This is a genomic window from Arthrobacter sp. M4, assembly GCF_020251205.1.
GTDB lineage: Bacteria > Actinomycetota > Actinomycetes > Actinomycetales > Micrococcaceae > Arthrobacter.
This window is the reverse complement of record NZ_JAIWYX010000017.1, coordinates 1-17,236: the sequence shown is the minus strand read 5'-3', so window position 1 is coordinate 17,236 and position 17,236 is coordinate 1. Positions and strand designations below refer to the sequence as shown.

Sequence of the window (17,236 nt, the reverse complement as noted above, 5' to 3'; positions counted from 1 at the left end):
TGCCCCTAATTTAGTTATTACCTCATTGAGGGTGCGAGTGATGAGGCGGGCATGGGGATGTCCGCCGAAAAGCACCGGCAGTCCGGCGGGTTTCCCCCAATTTTCCTGCGGACTGCCGGTGCTTTCTCGTTTTAGGGTGCGTTCGTTTGAGTTGACGTGGAGTTCTGCCGCCGGGTTGGGACGCATTGACTAGCGGCGCAGGCTAGTCCGGCCAGCGTTGACCAGCGGAGCTCCGAGGTGGCGGCGCAGCCTTGCTCAGGCCAGCGTTGACCAGCGGAGCTCCGAGGTGGCGGTGCAGCCTAGCTCCAGCCAGCGTTGACCAGCGGAGCGCGAGGTGGCGGCGCAGCCTAGCTCAAGCCAGCGTTGACCAGCGGGGCTCCGAGGTGCTGGCGGGCGAAGCGCAGGGTCTCCGCGAGCCATTCCTCCCGCTGCCCGGCAAACTTGGCCCGTCGAGTACTGATTTCCGCGACAACAGTTCCCTCGAATCCGTTTGAAGCCAAATGTTGCAAGACCTGTGCACAGCGCTGGGTACCCTTCCCGGGGATCAGGTGCTCGTCCCGGCCGGAACCAGAACCGTCGGTCAGGTGTACGTGACGCAGCTTGCTTCCCAGCGCCCGGATCGCTTCGAGGCTGTCAGCCCCCGCAGTGGCGGCGTGCGAGAAATCCCACGTCACGTCGTCGTAATCCTGACCAACCGGGTCCCAGTGCGGCAGGTAGGCGAGGGCCTCACGGCCGCGGACGCGCCACGGGTACATGTTCTCCACCGCGATGTGCACTTGGTACATCGCAGCGATTTCGCGGACTCCCGCGGCGAAGTTCTCTGCGTAATTGCTTTGCCAGCGGAACGGTGGGTGGACCACCACGGTGTTGCAGCCGACGTCGCGCGCCATCCGGCACGACATCTCGATTTTGTTCCACGCAGAGCCCCACACTTGCTGGGTCAGAAGCAGCGTGGGGGCGTGGATGGAGACGATGGGCTGCTGATACCTGTGGCTGAGCTGGAGGACGGCGTCGGAGTTTTGGCTGGTGGCATTGTTGGTCACCATGACCTCGACGCCGTCATAACCGAGGTCCTGTGCCACAGCGAAAGCGTCATGGACGCTCAGCGGATAGACGGAGGCGCTGGAAAGGGCCACCGGTATCCGGCGGCCGTTTCCGTTCTGCTGTTCGACGTCGGCAGTCATCTCAGCTGGCCATCCCGCCTGGGACTCCCCCGGCGCCAAGTGATGTGGTGGCTGTGTTGAACGTGTTAATGATGCGGACATCTACGCTACCTGACATGGCAGCGCGGCCGGATGGTTCGGGGCGATCCGCCGCGTCACTCGCCAGCGCGGGGCTTACCGCGGGGGCAGGGGCAACCGCGGGGCTTGGGAGTTCCCGGCGGAGCAGGCCCGCAATGTGCGGTGCAGGTTGCAAAGGCCCGTCAAAGACCAGCTGGTCCAGACGCCTCAGGATCAAGCCTTCCCGCAGCGCCCACGGGCAGATTTCCATAGTCGGGAACTCAAAAAGCTCCAAAGCCGCCTCGGCGACAAGCGCTCCAGCCAGCAGTTGCCGGGCGCGGGCCTCGGAGACGCCGGGCAGGTACAGCCGGTCGGCTACCGTCATCGCGGAAATACGCTGCGCCCACAGACCGAGGTCCGTGGCGTGAAGTTCACGCTTCACATACGGACCCGCAGCGCTTGGAGCTGCTCCGGCGATCCGCGCCAGGGAACGGAACGTTTTGGACGTGCCAGTGACGAGGTTCGCCCGGCCTAGCTTGTTGAACTTCTTGACGGCTGGTTTCATCGTGGCCCGGATGTAGCGTCGAAGCTCCTTGACGCTTTTGGCCGTCGGCGGGTCTTCGTGCAGCCAATCGCGGGTGAGCCGACTGGCACCAAGCGGCACGGACAAGGCCAGTTCAGGGAGTTCGTCGTGGCCGAGGGCCATTTCGAACGATCCGCCACCGATGTCCAGGTCCAGGATGAATCCGGCACCCCAACCGTACCAGCGCCGCACAGCGAAGAACGTCATGGACGCTTCCTCGCTCCCGCTGAGCTCCTGCAAGGTAACGGAGGTCTCTGTCTTGACGCGTTCCAGTACATCGGCGCCGTTGGTGGCTTCGCGAATGGCCGAAGTACAGAAGGCGAGGACGTCCTCAGCTTTGTGCTGGGCGGCAAAATCCCACGCCTCCAGGACGAACTCGATGAGTTCATCTTGGCCGGCCTCGTTGATATTGCCATCCTCATCAAGGAACTGCACCAGCGACAGCGGTCGCTTATGGGAGGCGAAGGCCACGGGACGTGCGCCGGGATGCGCGTCCACGAGCAGTAGGTGAACGGTGTTGGAGCCTATGTCGAGGACGCCTAAACGCATTCTGACATTATTCCTCGTCGGCGCGGCGGAAGTCGCGGCGAATGCGTGCGATTCCTTCCCGTCCGATCTCGAAGCCGTGCGCCGAACCGGGGTTGATGACAAGGCCCAGTTCATCGCCGAGGCTGCCCAGGATAGCGGATCCGTGCGTGCCAAGGACGTTGGGAGCGGCCTCGAGGAACTGGGCATCCACCCTGCTCGGGTGGCTGAAAACGGCCAGGACGGGCTCGCCCTCGGCGTTTGAGAGCACCAAGGGTTCCACGGACGAATCGGCATTTTCCAGGGCATCGGCGCTGACGATGTAGACCTCGTTGTTGAGGAACGCCAGAATGACGTCTACAGGGTCCGCGTCCGGCTGTCCCGCGAGGGCAAGCTTCTCCTCAAGCTCGTTCAAGGGCTGGTGGTCGGGGGAAACCGTCTCTTGAGTCATGTCCCTACTCGATCACGCCGCACAGCGACGGCGCAATTCGAAGCGCCAACCGTTGCTCCATGCGCACGCCCTTCTACTTCTTAGCCGGCGCCTTGCGGGTAGTGGTCCTCTTCACCGGGCCTTTGGCCCGCTTCTCGGCAAGAAGTTCGACGGCACGTTCCCGAGTCAGTTCCTCAAGCGGCGTGGACCGCGGAACCGTAATATTCGTGATCCCGTCCGTGATGTACGGACCGAAGCGGCCCTCCTTCACCACAATGTTCTTCTCAGACACCGGATCCGGACCGAACTCGGCCAGCGGGGGGACAGCAGCACGGGCACCGCGCTGCTTCGGCTGGGAGTAGATCTCCAGGGCCTGTTCCAGCGTGATGGTGAAGATCTCCTCTTCCGAAGCGATGGAGCGGGAGTCTGTGCCCTTCTTCAGGTACGGACCAAATCGGCCATTCTGGACCGTGATCACATTGCCATCGGCGTCCTCACCCAGAACGCGGGGCAGGCTCATGAGCTGCAAGGCCTCTTCGAGGGTGATGGTGTCCACGGACATTGACTTGAACAGCGAGCCCGTGCGCGGCTTTGCCTTGACCGGCTTCTTGGGCGGCTTGGGCTTGCCGTTCTTGTAGTACTCCACGGGCTGGTTGGCCAGCTGTTCCGGGGTGGGCTCGGGGATGATCTCCGTGACGTAGGCGCCATAGCGGCCGTTCTTGGCTACGACCGTGTGCCCGGTGTGCGGGTCGTTGCCCAGCACCCGTTCCTCCGGAGCAGCCGTCTCCATCAGCTCAAGGGCCTTGGCTGCGGTGAGCTCGTCCGGCGCCAGATCCTCGGGGACGTTGGCGCGGGCAGACTCTACGACTTCACCCGTCGCGGTGTCCACGGTGGCAACCGTGCTCTCCAGGTAGGGACCGAACTTCCCCACCCGGAGCATGATGCCGTCGGCGATCTGGACCGAGTTGATTTCACGGGCATCGATCTCGCCGAGGTTGTTGACGATGCTCAGCAGGCCCGGGTCCGCGTCTTCGCCGAAGTAGAAGTGCTTGAGCCACGTGACGCCGGCTGTCTGGCCATTGGCAATCCGGTCAAGGTCCATTTCCATGTCGGCTGTGAACTCGTAATCCACATAGTCCGAAAAATGCTGCTCCAGCAGGCGAATCACCGAGAACGCAATCCAGCTGGGGACGAGGGCAGAACCCTGCTTCCGCACGTAGCCACGGTCCTGGATGGTGGAAATAGTCGATGCGTACGTGGAAGGTCGGCCGATACCGCGCTTCTCCAGCTCAGCCGTCAGCGACGCTTCGGTGTACCGCGGTGGCGGGGAGGTCTCATGCCCGACCGGCACGATGTCGGAGGGCTCCAGACGGTCATCCTTTGCGACGTTGGGCAGGCGGCGGCCCTCGTCAGATTCGTCGTCGCCGCGGCTTTCGTCCTTGCCTTCCTCATAGGCGGCCAGGAAGCCGGGGAAAGTGATGACAGTTCCGGAGGCAGAGAATTCTGCGTCCCGGCCGTCAGAAGAAACGGCACCGAGGCGGATGGTGGCCGTGGACCCCTTTGCGTCGGCCATCTGCGAGGCTACAGTCCGCTTCCAAATGAGCTCGTACAGGCGGAATTCGTCCCCGCTGAGCTGGCCAGCCACCTGGGCGGGCGTCCGGAAGGAGTCACCCGCGGGACGGATGGCCTCGTGGGCTTCCTGGGCATTTGCCGCCCGGTTCGCATAGACGCGCACACCCTGGGGCACATACTCGGGACCGTAGAGTTCGGATGCCTGGCGGCGTGCAGCGGAGACAGCTTCGTCACTCAGCGCTGAGGAATCCGTACGCATATAGGTGATGTAGCCGTTTTCATACAGGCGCTGGGCGATCTGCATGGTGCTCTTGGATGAGAAACGGAGCTTCCGCCCGGCTTCCTGCTGCAGGGTGGACGTCGTGAACGGCGCCGCAGGACGACGGGTGTAGGGCTTTGTCTCCACGGAGCGGACCCGGAAGTCCGCCCCTTCGAGGCCCGCAGCCAGCGACGTGGCGAGTTCCTCGTTGAGGTGAACCACATTGCGTGAGACGAGTACGCCGTCGTCGTTGAAGTCCCGCCCGGTGGCGACCTTGGCGCCGTCGACGGCCGCAAGCTTGGCCTTGAAACTGCCGGCTTCAGCCGCGAACTGACCGGTCAGGTCCCAATACGAGGCTGCTTTGAACGCCATACGCTCGCGTTCGCGGTCCACCACCATGCGGGTTACAACCGACTGCACACGGCCTGCGGACAATCCGCGGGCCACCTTCCTCCACAACACGGGCGAAATCTCGTAACCGTAGAGGCGGTCAAGGATTCGGCGGGTTTCCTGGGCGTCCACCAGGGCCTCATCCACATCGCGGAGGTTCTCCATGGCGCGCTGGATGGCTTCCTTGGTGATTTCGCCAAAGGTCATGCGGTAAACGGGGACCTTGGGCTTGAGGACTTCAAGCAGGTGCCACGCGATGGCCTCGCCCTCGCGGTCACCATCGGTGGCGAGGTATAGGGCGTCGGCATCCTTTAGCTGGGCTTTGAGCTCCGCGACTTTCTTCTTCTTGTCCGGGGAGACGACGTAGTAAGGCTTGAAATCATTGTCGATGTCCACGGCGAACTTGCCGAGCGAGGTCTTCTTGAGTTCTGCAGGCAAGTCCGACGGCTGGGGAAGGTCGCGGATGTGGCCGATTGAGGCCTCGACGACAAAACCCTCACCCAGGTACTTGGCGATGGTCTTGCTCTTGGCCGGAGACTCCACGATCACGAGTTTCTTGCCGGTTTTGGCCTTGCTTGGCACGGTGCTCCTACAGAAAAGATTGCTCGGGCGATGTGCCCATACTGGCCTAGTTCACCATATTTTGCAGAATCCTGCGCAGCTATGTGGAAGAGCTGACGCTCCATTGTCCACATAGCCGGGCCCCTATACGGGCACGAGGAAGCCGTCCACCACGAGGTTGCGGACTTCGACGAGCAGCTGGGATCGGAACGATGCGGCGTCAAAATCGTCGCCGCTTCCCAGAAGCGCGGCGAGGGCGCCGATGAGCTGCTGAACGGTCAAGTCACCGTCGCAAGCGGAAACAAAACCAGCAAGTTCCGTGCTCATCAAATTTGTCCGGCGAAGTCCGGCGCCTTGACGAAGCAGGATGACCCCGGGATGCTCGGCTCCCGGACGCTGGTGCCGCTCCTCTGTTACATCGTCCGCGACCAGCAGCCGCGCATCGGGGAGGTGGTGGCTTGCGAGCCAGTCCACCCGTTCGACGGCAGTCCCCAAATAGGGGCCAATTGGTTGCTCGATCGGGTAGGTGATTTCCTCGAACCGCCTGAACGGCAGCAGGTCCTGCGGGCCAGCCTGGTCCAGAGCACGTGCGCGGCGCCGCAGCCACACCATGCCGAAGCCAATACCCTCAACATCCCGCGAGGCAAAGTCCGCCAGATAATCGGCATAAGCGCGAACATACAAATCGCGTTCCCTGCCCTCGGATGCGTCCCGCAGCCACGTTTCGGCGTACTCTCCCGGGGAGACTTGCTCCCGCTGGATGAACCAGGCGTCCAGGCTGCCGGGAGCGGCCTCCCCGAAGCCGTCCGGAGGGGAGTCGTGGGGCGAGCTGTCGGCCAGGACTGCAGCGTCGTCCACCCACGTCCTCGGCCGGTTGTGCCAGTCCGATCCGGACGTGACCTCCCAGTTCCCAAGCATCTGTGCTGTTCCGCCAGGCGCAAGAACATCCGGGAGGGAGCGAATGAGGTCTGCGACTATGTCGTCTCCGGGGAGGCCGCCGTCGCGGTAGGTGAACTGATCGTGGGAAGCCTCGTCGGCGCGCCGTGGTGTAATCACGAACGGCGGGTTGGACACAACAAGGTCGAAGCGCTCGCCCGCGACTGGCTCCAACATGGAACCCAGGCGCAGGCTGATCCGGTCGCCGAGCCGCTCAGCGTCGAGGTCCAATTCCACTGAATTCAGCATCAGGTTGAACCGCGTGAACGCCAACGCACGGGTTGAGATGTCAGTTGCAGTGACGTGCCTGGCATGCCTGAGGAGGTGAAAAGCCTGTATGCCGCAGCCAGTGCCAAGGTCAAGGGCCCGGTCCACCTGCCGTCGGACGGTGGCCTGCACGAGGGTCGTCGAAGCCTGGCCAATACCCAGAACGTGGTCGCGCCGAAGGACACCAGGCCGCTGGTGGGCTCCGAGGTCGCTGACCACCCACAGTTCCGCGCCCCTGTCCGGGCCCTGTGTCCCGTTGCCGGTTGCTCCGTTGCCGGTTGTTTCGTTGCCGGTTGTGTCGTTGCCGGCCCAGCCGTAGGGCCGCAGGTCCACCAAAGCCTCGATGCCGTCGTCGGGCTCTTCACCGTCCCCGCTCCCGGCCTCCCGGACCAGGCCAAGCTCCAGCAAGCCGTCGACGCCGATTTCCGGAAGGGCGGCGTCGAGGTCCTTGCGCTGCTGCCGCACCGCCAGCAACCACAAACGTACGACGGCGGCAAGCGGCGCCTCGCCTGCCGTGGGGCGTTCCGTCGCCAGGAGCGCGGGCACCAGCTGGTCCCGGCCGAGCGCAGCGCTGGCCGACTCACCCAGAAGCGCAGCTACGCCGTCCACGGTGTAGCCGATCCTGCGGAGCCCTACGGCAAGGTCGGCGAGCAAGGCGGGATTGTCGCTTCGGGGAGCATCCGGCGTGATGCCGCTGGTGAACTCGATGGCTTCAGAGCCGGGTGCAGGAAATGTCACCCAGATAGTGTAGGCGCGGACGTCCGCAGGGACTGGCATGCATCCCCGGAAACCGCTCGTTCGCCCGGTGCCCAAAGCCGGGGCGAAGCGTAGAGTCTGACCATGGGAACAGGGGCGGCCCCGATGGGTGCGTCCAGGCGGCTGGCGATTGCCGCCGTCGTTCTCTGTTCTGCCCTGCTGGGCGTGGCGGGTTGTGAGTACACCTACGACGACGCACGGGCCCCGTTGCCCAGCGTTTCGGCGCCGTCGTCCCCTCCTCCTACCTTGCCGCAGGACCCGGCCCTTAATACGCCGGTCACAGGCCAAGAGTTGAAGGCGTGGGCCGAGGAGGCTGTGCCGGCGGCGGAGGGGCAGACTTTCTATTCCAGCTACGGCTTTATGGAGGCCCAGGCGACCCGCACCGAAGAGTCCGTCCAGCTTCCCGAAGGGCTGTACTCGGTGACGCTCGCCTGCCGAAGCACCAGGCGGGTGTCCTTCACCGTGAGTCTGGGGAACCCGGTTCCAGTCCCGACGCAGCAGCCAAGCAGCCCGCCGCGCACGGCGGATCCCAATGCCCTCGTAGACTTGGCGCTTCAGTGCGGCACAGCCAGGGTGAATGTCATTCAACTCACCAAGTCGTCCGTGCTGAGCATCACGGTGCGGTCATCACGCTCGGCGAACTTTGCTTACCGCGTGAACCGGATTTAGGGACTGGGGGCAGCCGCGGAGCATGCGCCGACTGCACCCATCTAAGCGGCGCAGCCGTCGGGGCAGCGCAGGTTTTCGGGGTCGGCGGCGCAGTCCGTGCAGTAAAGGGTCAGTGTTCGGCAACTCGGATTGGAACAGTTTTCGAACTTGCTGGTCGGGGCTTCGCAGCGAACGCATCGACCGATCGTTTTGGCCTCGTCGCTGAACTCGAGGTGCATGCGCTTGTCGAATACGTAGAGCGAGCCCTCCCACAGGCCCTTGTCCTTGTACATTTCACCGTAACGGACAATACCGCCGTCGAGTTGGTAGACCTCTTTGAAGCCCCGATTCACCATGAGGCTGGACAGGACTTCACAACGGATCCCGCCGGTGCAGTAGGTGACGACGGGCTGGTCCTTGAGGTCGTCGTACTTACCGGATTCCAGCTCCTTGATGAAGTCGTGCGTCGTGGCGACGTCCGGCACAATCGCATCCTTGAACTTGCCGATCTGCGCTTCGAAGGCATTGCGGCCATCGAAGAAGGCGACTTCCTGGCCTTCAGCACGCTTTTGGTCCAGGAGCTTGTGCAGGTCCTCCGGTTTTACGTGTTTTCCGCCGCCGACGACCCCGTTGTCATCGACCCTCAGTTCGCCCGGGGCCCCGAACGAAACGATCTCGTCGCGGACTTTGACGCTCAGCCGCGGAAAGTCCTCGGCACCGCCGTCGGACCACTTAACGTCGATGTCGCGGAAACCCTTGTATTCGCGAGTCGTCTTCAGATATTGCTTGACGCTGTTGATCTCTCCGCCAACCGTCGCGTTGATGCCGTCTTTGGAGATGAGGATCCGGCCGCGGAGGTCCAGTTTCTCGCAGAGCGCGCGCTGCCACAGTCGGACGGCGTCAGGATCAGCAATTGGGGTAAAGCCATAGAAGAGCACGATTCGGTTTAAAGCCACGTATTTAAGGGTACTGGCTGGCCTCAAATGGGCTTGTTGCCGCATTTCGAATGACCGTTTTCCGCATGGGACGCGAGCTCAGCGCTGCCCCGGCGCGACTTCGTCCGTTAATGGAGCTGTTACTGGGGACCCCTGTTGCGTAAGGCAACGCTGGAATAGTCTCTCTACATGAGTCCCGACGCCCTGGTTGAAGACATCACGCGCCTGCTGGAAGTCTGGGTGGCCGGTTGGTCCGGCTGCCGCGGGTACGAAACACGCAAAGAGGGCCGGTTCCCGGCTGCACTCAGGGCCGACCGGACAGGTGACTGGGAGTACTTCGCTTACGACCCCACGGAAGCAGAGTTCGCGGAACTTGCGGCAAAGACCGCTGAGGCGCCCACCCGCATCCTCACGATCCTCACCAACGATGTACAGAAGTACAAGTTCCTGGCGGAACACAGTGGATTGAACGTCACGTCCGCGTCCCAAGCCATGATGATCGTAGACATGGAAACACAGGACGCCGAGGATCCTTGGCTTTCCGACGACGAATTGCGCTTGGAGACGTCGGAGTCGAAGGGTGTCCAATACGCCTCTGTTATGGCAGGCGAGCAAACAGCTGCCAGCGGACGAGTGTACGTCGTCAATGGGACGGCTGTTTTCGACAAGATCATTGTCCAGCCCGCATTCCAACGCCGCGGGCTAGGCAGCTTTATCATGAAGGCCTTGGCGGCCAAAGCCTTTGAGCATGATGTTGAGGACGGCCTGCTCCTTGCGTCGCTCGATGGTCAAAAGTTGTACTCCCACCTTGGGTGGACCACAGTAAGCCACGTCCTGATGATGTCGGCGGTCCCGGGTCAGGAAGCCGACCTTTCCGTAGCCTGACAGAATGATCAGGTGGACAACCGCAACACCCTGATCTCCCTTCTGGGCCGTAGCCCCGATCCGGAACAGCTCCGCCATGTCCGCACACTCCCCGCAAGGACCGCCGACCAAGTCCCATGGCCGTCGTGGGTCCACCCCGACATCGTGGCCGCCTATGCTTCGCTGGGGATTCACGAACCCTACAGACATCAGGCGGAGGCTGCGGACGCTGCCCACTCTGGTAGCCACGTTGTCATCGCCACCGGTACAGCGTCCGGAAAGTCCCTTGCATACCAACTGCCGGCGTTGGACGCCATCCACCGTTCAGAGCTCCGGGTTCTGGACGAACCCGGGCGAATTCACGACGACGGTGCCGTAACCCTGTACCTGTCGCCCACCAAAGCTCTTGCGGCCGACCAGTTGACAGCGGTGCGATCGTTGGGACTGGACACTGTCAGGGCGGAGACATACGACGGGGACACCGACCTTGCGTCACGTCGTTGGATCCGCGACCACGCGAATTTCATCCTGGCGAACCCGGACATGCTCCATTTCGGGATACTGCCAAACCACGCCTGGTGGGCGCGGTTCTTCCGGCGGTTACGTTACGTAGTGATCGACGAGGCACATAGCTATCGCGGGGTCTTCGGATCGCACGTTGCCAACCTCATGCGACGGCTAAGGAGGATCTGCGCTTACTACGGGGCCGGAACGTCATTTCCCGAACCCGTGTTCATTGCTGCCTCGGCCACTGCCTCAGATCCGGGGGCGTCGTTTGGCAGGTTGATCGGGGCCCCCGTTCGCGAGGTGATAAGGGACGGCTCACCGCATGGAGCGACCACCGTGGCGTTCTGGGAGCCAGCGCTCAGTGAGCTGCGGGGCGAGAATGATGCGAAAGAGCGACGGACCGCTGTTGCCGAAACCGCCGATATCTTGGCCAACCTCGTCTCCTCCCGTGTGCGGACAATCGCCTTCATCAAGTCCCGACGAGGCGCCGAGTCGATTTCGTCCATCGCCAAACGGCTACTTGACGAAGTTGATCCGAGCTTGCCTCCGCGAGTTGCCGCCTACCGTTCCGGCTACCTGCCCGAGGAACGACGCTCACTTGAGAAGGCTTTGCGAACCGGCCAACTCCTCGGAGTGGCCAGCACCTCGGCGCTGGAACTCGGCATCGACATCTCTGGACTGGACGCCGTCCTAATAGCGGGATGGCCAGGGACCAGGGCTTCGCTCTTCCAGCAGATCGGCCGTGCCGGGCGGGCAGGCCAGGACGCCCTGGCTGCTTTTGTGGCCAGTGACGATCCCCTGGACACGTACCTCGTGAACCATCCCGAGGCCATCTTCGACGTCTCCGTCGAGGCCACTGTTTTTGATCCGAGCAACCCCTACGTGCTGGGGCCACACCTGTGTGCCGCGGCTGCTGAATTGCCCATCGGACCCGCCGAGGCGGAGATGTTCGGCCCGACCGCGGAAAAGCTGCTGGGCCAACTCGTCACACAGGGGTACCTCAGGAGGCGTCCCGCCGGATGGTTCTGGACCCACCCGGAAAGCGCTGCGGGCATGGTCAACCTTCGAGCCGACGGTGGAGGTCCTGTCAGCATCGTCGATGCTGAAACGGGTTCTTTACTGGGAACGATGGGGTCTCCTCAGACTCATTATCAGGCCCACGCGGGGGCCATCTATGTTCATCAGGGCGAGAGCTACTTGGTTGAAGAACTCAACGAGGAAGAGCACTGCGTTATGGTCCGCAGGTCCAACCCTGACTACTACACAACAGCCCGTGACATCACCCAGATTGAAATCCTGCAGACTTCTCGCACTGCAGAATGGGGCGACGTGACTGTGCGCTTTGGGGACGTGAAGGTCACAACCCAGGTAGTTTCATTCCAGCGGAAAGCCCTTGTCTCCAACGAGATCCTGGGCGAAGAGCCACTGGAGCTCGGCGCTCGCGACCTGTTCACGAAAGCAGTCTGGTTCGAGGTGCACAATCGCTCGCTCACCGCGGCCGGGCTTGTGGAAGCCCAGTTCCCCGGTGCACTGCACGCCGCCGAACACGCGGCAATCGGACTCCTTCCTCTGGTTGCGTCTAGCGACCGCTGGGACATAGGCGGCGTTTCAACGGCAATTCATGCCGACACAGGTGTTCCTACGATCTTTGTTTACGACGGACATCCCGGTGGAGCTGGCTTTGCGGAACGTGGCTTCGACAAGGCCAAGACGTGGTTGAACGCAACGCGCGACGCTATTAGGGCCTGCGAATGCGAGAGCGGGTGCCCATCATGCGTGCAGTCGCCCAAGTGCGGCAACAAGAACAACCCTCTCGACAAGGCAGCGGCAATTACGCTCCTCGAAGTGCTCCTCGAGGACGCACACAATCCCTCGGACAAGTCCGGCGACTCGATGGGTTCCCATGCTGGCACCGAGCACCCTCATCACGGGAACCACGGGAACCACGAGAACCACCCGAACCACGAAAATCACGGGAATCATCAAACGCCAGCCCGATCAGCGCATTAGAAGGGGCCACCCAATGGCTCCAGCCGGCGGCAGCCCAATGGCTCCACCTGGCGTCTAGGGCGGAGGTCCCGCTCGAGCACGGCCTGTGCCCGGACCGGCCAGGGTTGATACCTCCAACTCGGTGGCGACTTGCACTGTGTCGCCTCCGGTAATCTCGCAGGACTTCAGCAATGCGTGATGGCGAGCGGCTGTTTCCGCGGCAACAGTACATGGGTCACCGCTTGTCAGGCCCCTGGCTGCATCCGCGGCCGCAAGCGCCGACATGTCCGCGGCGGTGGCGGCTCTCGAAGCGTGCGCCGATGCCCTGGCCAGCAACACCAATCCAGCCATAATGACGACGAGAAGTACTCCCAATGCCGCAGCCAAGATGGTCCCTGAGCCTCGCTCCCCCTCCCCGCCCGAGTGGCATCGCGAGGGCCCCGAGCATGGCCGACAGCGTTGAATGGTGCTCAAGCCGAATCCTTTCGCCTTAGTCCTTCGGCTCGAACCTCCGCCAGATGGCCATACGCTGACACCGGCAGCTCCGTTCTGGATGAAGCCGATGCCGTCAAAGTCCAAGGTATGAGTTTTCCAAGCGGCCCACCGACGGGTGCGGTGACAGTAACTTTGAGCCAGTCCCCGTCGGCGTCCACCGTGGATAGGGCGCCGTCTCCGGCCAGACGACTGACAGTCCCCTGGACTGTGGCGGCACTATCTCCGCGAGCTAGCGACCTGGCCCCGGCCCGGGCCGCCTCTTCTATTCGGAGCTGCGTAATGCCCGCAGCGGATCCCGCCAAGAGCAAGGCCAGCAGGAAGATGACCGCAGGCAGGGCAACAGCAAACTCCGCAGTGACTGTTCCCCTGTTGTTCTGGCGATAGCGGATGGCTTCCGTAACCGAATTCCCGCCCCAATGGATTTTCCGGGCGAGCCCAGCACCGAAATTCTGCCCGATGGCCCGACGTGTCTCTGCGATCAGCCTGCCTCCCTCCACTGGCCGGAACCTGTCCGAAAGCGCGTTGGACACCGCCAACTGACGCTTCCTCATGGCCGGCATCAGTGTCATGGCAAAGAGAGTGCGGAGCGAACCAGGTTCAGGAGAAACCCCCGGACTTCCTCACTGCGCAGGATGACCACCAACAGCCCAGCAAAGCCGACAGCAGCCAGAGTGGCGATGGCGTACTCGGCCGTGGCCATTCCTCGTTCTGACCGTACGAGTCCAGTCAGGAAGCGCCGAAGCGCCCGAGGCCCACGCATTTTGTTTGACGGCTTGCGCCGAGGCCGGAGTTCCACGACGCCGGCGAAACGCTCGGTGGTGCGGGAAGCGCGTTCATTGATCAAGGTGTCACTGTCAGTATCACTCGACAGAGCCGTTCGGGCGTCAGAGGTGGTCAGTTCAACAATGCTCATGGCATTTCCTTTCGTGGGGTGGTTGCTTCTCAAAGTGCGAGTCAGATGAGGAATCGCCGCCGGTGATTTTCTGGCATGCCTTGATCCTTCCGTTCACACACGGGGTGGTTAAGGGGCAGAAGGCCATAAGTGGACAACTACCGGGTCGGCGAGATTGTGGAGGAGCGGTGAAAGACTCGGTCAAGCAGGTGGGCCCTCCGAAGCTAGGGGTGCGTGCCCCTGGTACGACCACGCTCATGTGCAAACGCCGGCAGCGCTACTTCGGCAGCATCGCAAGCAAGACAGGCAAGACGCCCAAGCAGATAAAGGCCGGTAACGAGCACAGCCCAAGAGGGACGACAAGTTTGACGCCAAGAGCCGCTGCCTTCCTTTCAGCTGCCCTAAAGCTCTCGCGCCTGAGCCGCGCTGCCTGGGCATAAAGGATCGACGACGACGGTGCCCCCGTTAGGGCAGCGAATCCCAGGGATTCCTTCAGTTCGAGGGCGGGCTTAGTCGCCGGACCCGCACTGCGCCAAGCCGTTTCCCAGTTCGTGCCAATAGCAAGCGCTGCCACCACCGGGCGCAGTGTGGTCCGTAGCTGTGGGGCGGCGCATGCAGCAACGATTTCCAACGCACGGCCCAACCCGGCCCCTGAATCCAGCATTGCCGCCACAAGTTCCAGGATCATAGCGGTGTCGCTCAGCCCCTCGACGTTTGGTCCCTGATCGGCGGTATGTCCGGGTTCTGCGGCTAATCCAATCCGTTCGGTTGCGTGGCTGCCCGCAGTGTTCAGAGTGCCTCTGGCTCCCAAACTGGCAGCGATTCCAAAGTCACCCGCGGTTCGGAATGCAGGTGCGCCTGAACTTGTGGAACCCCCTGAAGCCCGTGCCCCCGACGCGCCAGAACGCTGGCCCGCCGGCCGGGGAGGGGGAGCCTGGGCCGAAATTCCTTTCAACCGATGAGGCCCAGAGAACAAAAGAAGCACCGCCGCGAACAGAGCGAGCGTAACCGTAGCGGCGGACAAGATGTCCCCCATCACGATGCCGCGGCCCTGACCAGCTTTGAGGACCAGGCTCTGCCGGCAATAGTAAGTACCAGGCCCGCCGCAAGGGCGGCGGCTCCCCCTGGACTCCCCATGAGGACTCCCAAGGGGTCAACTCCCAGAAGCGTGCCCAAACCCAAACCCATCAGGGGGAGCCACCCCAAGAGCTTCACTGTGGCACGAGGACCTGCCAAGGCCGTTCGTCTGGCCGCCTCCGAGTCGCGTTCTGCTTCCAATTGCGCCGCGAACCGCGCGAGCACATTTGCCAGCGGGCACCCACTTGTTTCGGCCACATCGAAGCACGCTGCTATCTCGATCCAAACCCTCCGTTCCTTGGCAGAATGACCACGGATCGATCGCATGGCGGCGGTCCGTATGGTGTCTGCGATGGGGGCGCCCAGAGCTGCGGCACCCCGTGCCGCAGCTAGGACGGAAAGCGATGCACTCGGCAACGTGGGCCTGCTCCTGGCTTCAAACGTCGCACCGGCGGTGGCACCTACGCCCCCGTTCGGCGCGCCACGAATGCCGTGCAAATTACTGAAGCTGCGCCCGGCATTGGAGGTGGGGTCCATGCGCCGCCGAGTGACCATACCGGACTGAACGTCGTTGCTGAATCCAGAGGTCTGCCGGACGGCCGGCAAACGGCCGGAACGGACATCGCCAACCGATTCTGCAGGGCTATTGGCATTCAATCCCCCATGGACCAGCCATAGCTCTTCCCACAGTCGGGCTGGCGACCTGCCACCGCGAAGCAGCGCAGCCAACTGTTCCACCACGACTGTCAGGTCCAAGGAGTCGCTTGCTCGCCTCGATTTCCCTGGACGGAGCAAAGTCCAGAAAGCCAATGCCGGCCCATCGCCCGACCGAAGCGTAGACAGCATGGAGCGCCGTCTACGCTGCCCGGCCTGCCATTGCAAAGAACTGCCCAAAACCGCGGTTCTGGGCCCCGGAATCGTGGCGTTGAGAAGGCGTCGGGAGGGCCTTGCCGGCGATGCCCAAGCAAGGAATACCAGTCCCAGCAATGCTGCCACCACGGCAGCCACCAACGCCGTCATGATTCGGCTCTTGTGCGAATTCTTACGTCTTCCATCCCAAGCTTCGTTGCAAGATGGGGCCAACCGGGACCGAATGCCAACCCCGAGTCGTCGTTCGTCAGGGCTGTTACGACGCTCGGGCCCTCCGTTCCATCGACAAACACTCCGATCGCGGAGACACGCCTTCCTCCCTCAGCCCTTTCCACATGAATGACAACATCAAGCGCAGTTGCCAGTTGCAGCCCAACGGCATCTGGGCTGAGGCCAGCGAGTGCGCCCAGTGCGACCAATCGGGCCGGAACCGCCTGTGGGGCATTGGCGTGGATGGTTCCGCCACCACCGGTATGGCCCGTGTTCAGTGCAGTGAGAAGTTCGCGGACCTCCGCGCCCCTGCATTCCCCCACGATGATGCGGTCGGGGCGCATGCGCAGCGCTTGCCGGACGAGTTCGCCTAGGTCCACGGCCCCTTCGCCTTCGAGGTTTCCGTGCCTGGATTCAAGGGAGACGACGTGAGGATGAACGGGGTTTAGTTCGGCTGCATCCTCAATGAGCACGAGGCGTTCGCGCGAACTGCTGAGCCCTAGCAGCGTGGAAAGGAGTGTGGTCTTCCCTGAGCCCGTGGCACCGCTCACCAGGAAGCTCAGACGGCGGGCAACCACGGCCTCCAGTATCCGTTGCACTTCCTGCGGGAACATACCGCCTTCCCGCAGTTCCGTCAGGGTGAACACGTCTTCGCGCCGAATGCGTATGGAGAGGAGCGTGCCGGAAGGGGATATTGGGGGCAGGACTGCGTGCACGCGGAATCCGCCATCCAACCTCACATCCACACACGGCGAACTGTCGTCCAGCCTCCGTCCACCAGCGGACACAAGCCTGGCTGCGAGCGCCCTGACCTGTGACTCTCCTTCGAACAGAACAGATGCCGGCTCCAGCCCGGCGCCACGATCCAACCACACGGAGTCCGGGGCATTCACGAAGATGTCCGTGACTAAGGGATCCCTGGTGAGGTGCTGCAAAGGCCCCAAGCCGTTCAGTTCTGCGCTGATGGATTCAACGGCCGCAAGGGCTCCCGCAGTACCGAGCATTCGCCCCGTAGCGTGCAAAGCTGCGGCCACCCGGGATGGCGTGACTGGGCCGGCCTCGGCCATGATGGTTTCCCGAACGGTGTCCAGGAGTGCGGCATCCAACCGTTCGTGTCGCCGACGAGACCTGCCAGAGGCAGCAGCCCGCCCCGCGGCGACAGCCGGTCCAGCAGCAGCAGCCCGCCCCGCGGCGACAGCCGGTCCAGCAGCAGCAGCCCGCCCCGCGGCGACAGCCGGTCCAGCAGCAGC

15 protein-coding genes are annotated in these 17,236 nt (G+C 63.0%); 3 read left to right on the top strand and 12 right to left on the bottom strand.

Features of this window, described 5'->3' with window-relative positions; translation table 11 throughout:
* Positions 1-347: 347 nt before the first annotated feature.
* The 5 genes from LD110_RS19885 to LD110_RS19865 form a co-directional block, all read right to left on the bottom strand.
* Positions 348-1,184 carry a sugar phosphate isomerase/epimerase gene (locus tag LD110_RS19885; protein WP_225501456.1) on the bottom strand — a complete coding sequence of 279 codons (837 nt, stop codon included), beginning with the start codon at positions 1,182-1,184 and terminating at the stop codon, positions 348-350.
* A 1-nt stretch (position 1,185) separates the two neighbouring features.
* On the bottom strand, positions 1,186-2,352 hold the full coding sequence (locus LD110_RS19880) for a Ppx/GppA phosphatase family protein (protein ID WP_225501454.1): 1,167 nt from the start codon (positions 2,350-2,352) through the stop codon (positions 1,186-1,188).
* Between the two features lie 7 nt (positions 2,353-2,359).
* Complete coding sequence (locus LD110_RS19875; RefSeq protein ID WP_225501452.1) at positions 2,360-2,779, bottom strand: SseB family protein; 420 nt, start codon at positions 2,777-2,779, stop codon at positions 2,360-2,362.
* A 73-nt stretch (positions 2,780-2,852) separates the two neighbouring features.
* Complete coding sequence (gene topA, locus LD110_RS19870; RefSeq protein ID WP_225501450.1) at positions 2,853-5,561, bottom strand: type I DNA topoisomerase; 2,709 nt, start codon at positions 5,559-5,561, stop codon at positions 2,853-2,855.
* A gap of 123 nt (positions 5,562-5,684) precedes the next feature.
* The gene (locus tag LD110_RS19865) at positions 5,685-7,520 is read right to left on the bottom strand and encodes a methyltransferase (RefSeq protein ID WP_374200367.1); all 1,836 of its coding nucleotides are present in this window, start codon (positions 7,518-7,520) and stop codon (positions 5,685-5,687) included.
* A gap of 63 nt (positions 7,521-7,583) precedes the next feature.
* On the opposite strand from LD110_RS19865, the gene LD110_RS19860 reads away from it, so the two are divergent.
* A complete protein-coding gene (locus LD110_RS19860; RefSeq protein ID WP_225501446.1) occupies positions 7,584-8,168 on the top strand; it encodes a hypothetical protein in 585 nt (194 codons plus the stop codon).
* Positions 8,169-8,209: 41 nt separating this feature from the next.
* Here LD110_RS19860 and LD110_RS19855 read toward each other — a convergent pair whose 3' ends face one another.
* Positions 8,210-9,103 (bottom strand): rhodanese-related sulfurtransferase, encoded by an 894-nt coding sequence (locus LD110_RS19855; RefSeq protein ID WP_225501444.1) that lies wholly within the window; start codon positions 9,101-9,103, stop codon positions 8,210-8,212.
* Positions 9,104-9,271: 168 nt separating this feature from the next.
* Between LD110_RS19855 and LD110_RS19850 the strand changes: the two genes are divergently transcribed.
* Both LD110_RS19850 and LD110_RS19845 read left to right on the top strand, forming a co-directional pair.
* A complete protein-coding gene (locus tag LD110_RS19850; protein ID WP_225501442.1) occupies positions 9,272-9,967 on the top strand; it encodes a GNAT family N-acetyltransferase in 696 nt (231 codons plus the stop codon).
* Positions 9,968-9,979: 12 nt separating this feature from the next.
* A complete protein-coding gene (locus tag LD110_RS19845; RefSeq protein WP_225501440.1) occupies positions 9,980-12,463 on the top strand; it encodes a DEAD/DEAH box helicase in 2,484 nt (827 codons plus the stop codon).
* Positions 12,464-12,517: 54 nt separating this feature from the next.
* Here LD110_RS19845 and LD110_RS19840 read toward each other — a convergent pair whose 3' ends face one another.
* From LD110_RS19840 to LD110_RS19815, 6 genes are all read right to left on the bottom strand, one after another.
* Positions 12,518-12,916 (bottom strand): Rv3654c family TadE-like protein, encoded by a 399-nt coding sequence (locus LD110_RS19840; RefSeq protein ID WP_225501438.1) that lies wholly within the window; start codon positions 12,914-12,916, stop codon positions 12,518-12,520.
* Positions 12,913-13,506, bottom strand: a complete 594-nt coding sequence (locus tag LD110_RS23965) for a TadE family type IV pilus minor pilin (protein ID WP_308012463.1) — start codon at positions 13,504-13,506, stop codon at positions 12,913-12,915. The genes LD110_RS19840 and LD110_RS23965 overlap by 4 nt, the downstream gene beginning before the upstream one ends.
* A complete protein-coding gene (locus LD110_RS19830; RefSeq protein WP_225501436.1) occupies positions 13,503-13,850 on the bottom strand; it encodes a DUF4244 domain-containing protein in 348 nt (115 codons plus the stop codon). Before LD110_RS19830 ends, LD110_RS23965 begins: the two co-directional genes overlap by 4 nt.
* A 256-nt stretch (positions 13,851-14,106) precedes the next feature.
* The gene (locus tag LD110_RS19825) at positions 14,107-14,652 is read right to left on the bottom strand and encodes a type II secretion system F family protein (protein WP_374200369.1); all 546 of its coding nucleotides are present in this window, start codon (positions 14,650-14,652) and stop codon (positions 14,107-14,109) included.
* Positions 14,653-14,864: 212 nt separating this feature from the next.
* Positions 14,865-15,662, bottom strand: a complete 798-nt coding sequence (locus tag LD110_RS19820; protein ID WP_225501435.1) for a hypothetical protein — start codon at positions 15,660-15,662, stop codon at positions 14,865-14,867.
* Between the two features lie 260 nt (positions 15,663-15,922).
* Positions 15,923-17,092 carry a TadA family conjugal transfer-associated ATPase gene (locus LD110_RS19815; RefSeq protein ID WP_225501525.1) on the bottom strand — a complete coding sequence of 390 codons (1,170 nt, stop codon included), beginning with the start codon at positions 17,090-17,092 and terminating at the stop codon, positions 15,923-15,925.
* Positions 17,093-17,236: the final 144 nt, after the last annotated feature.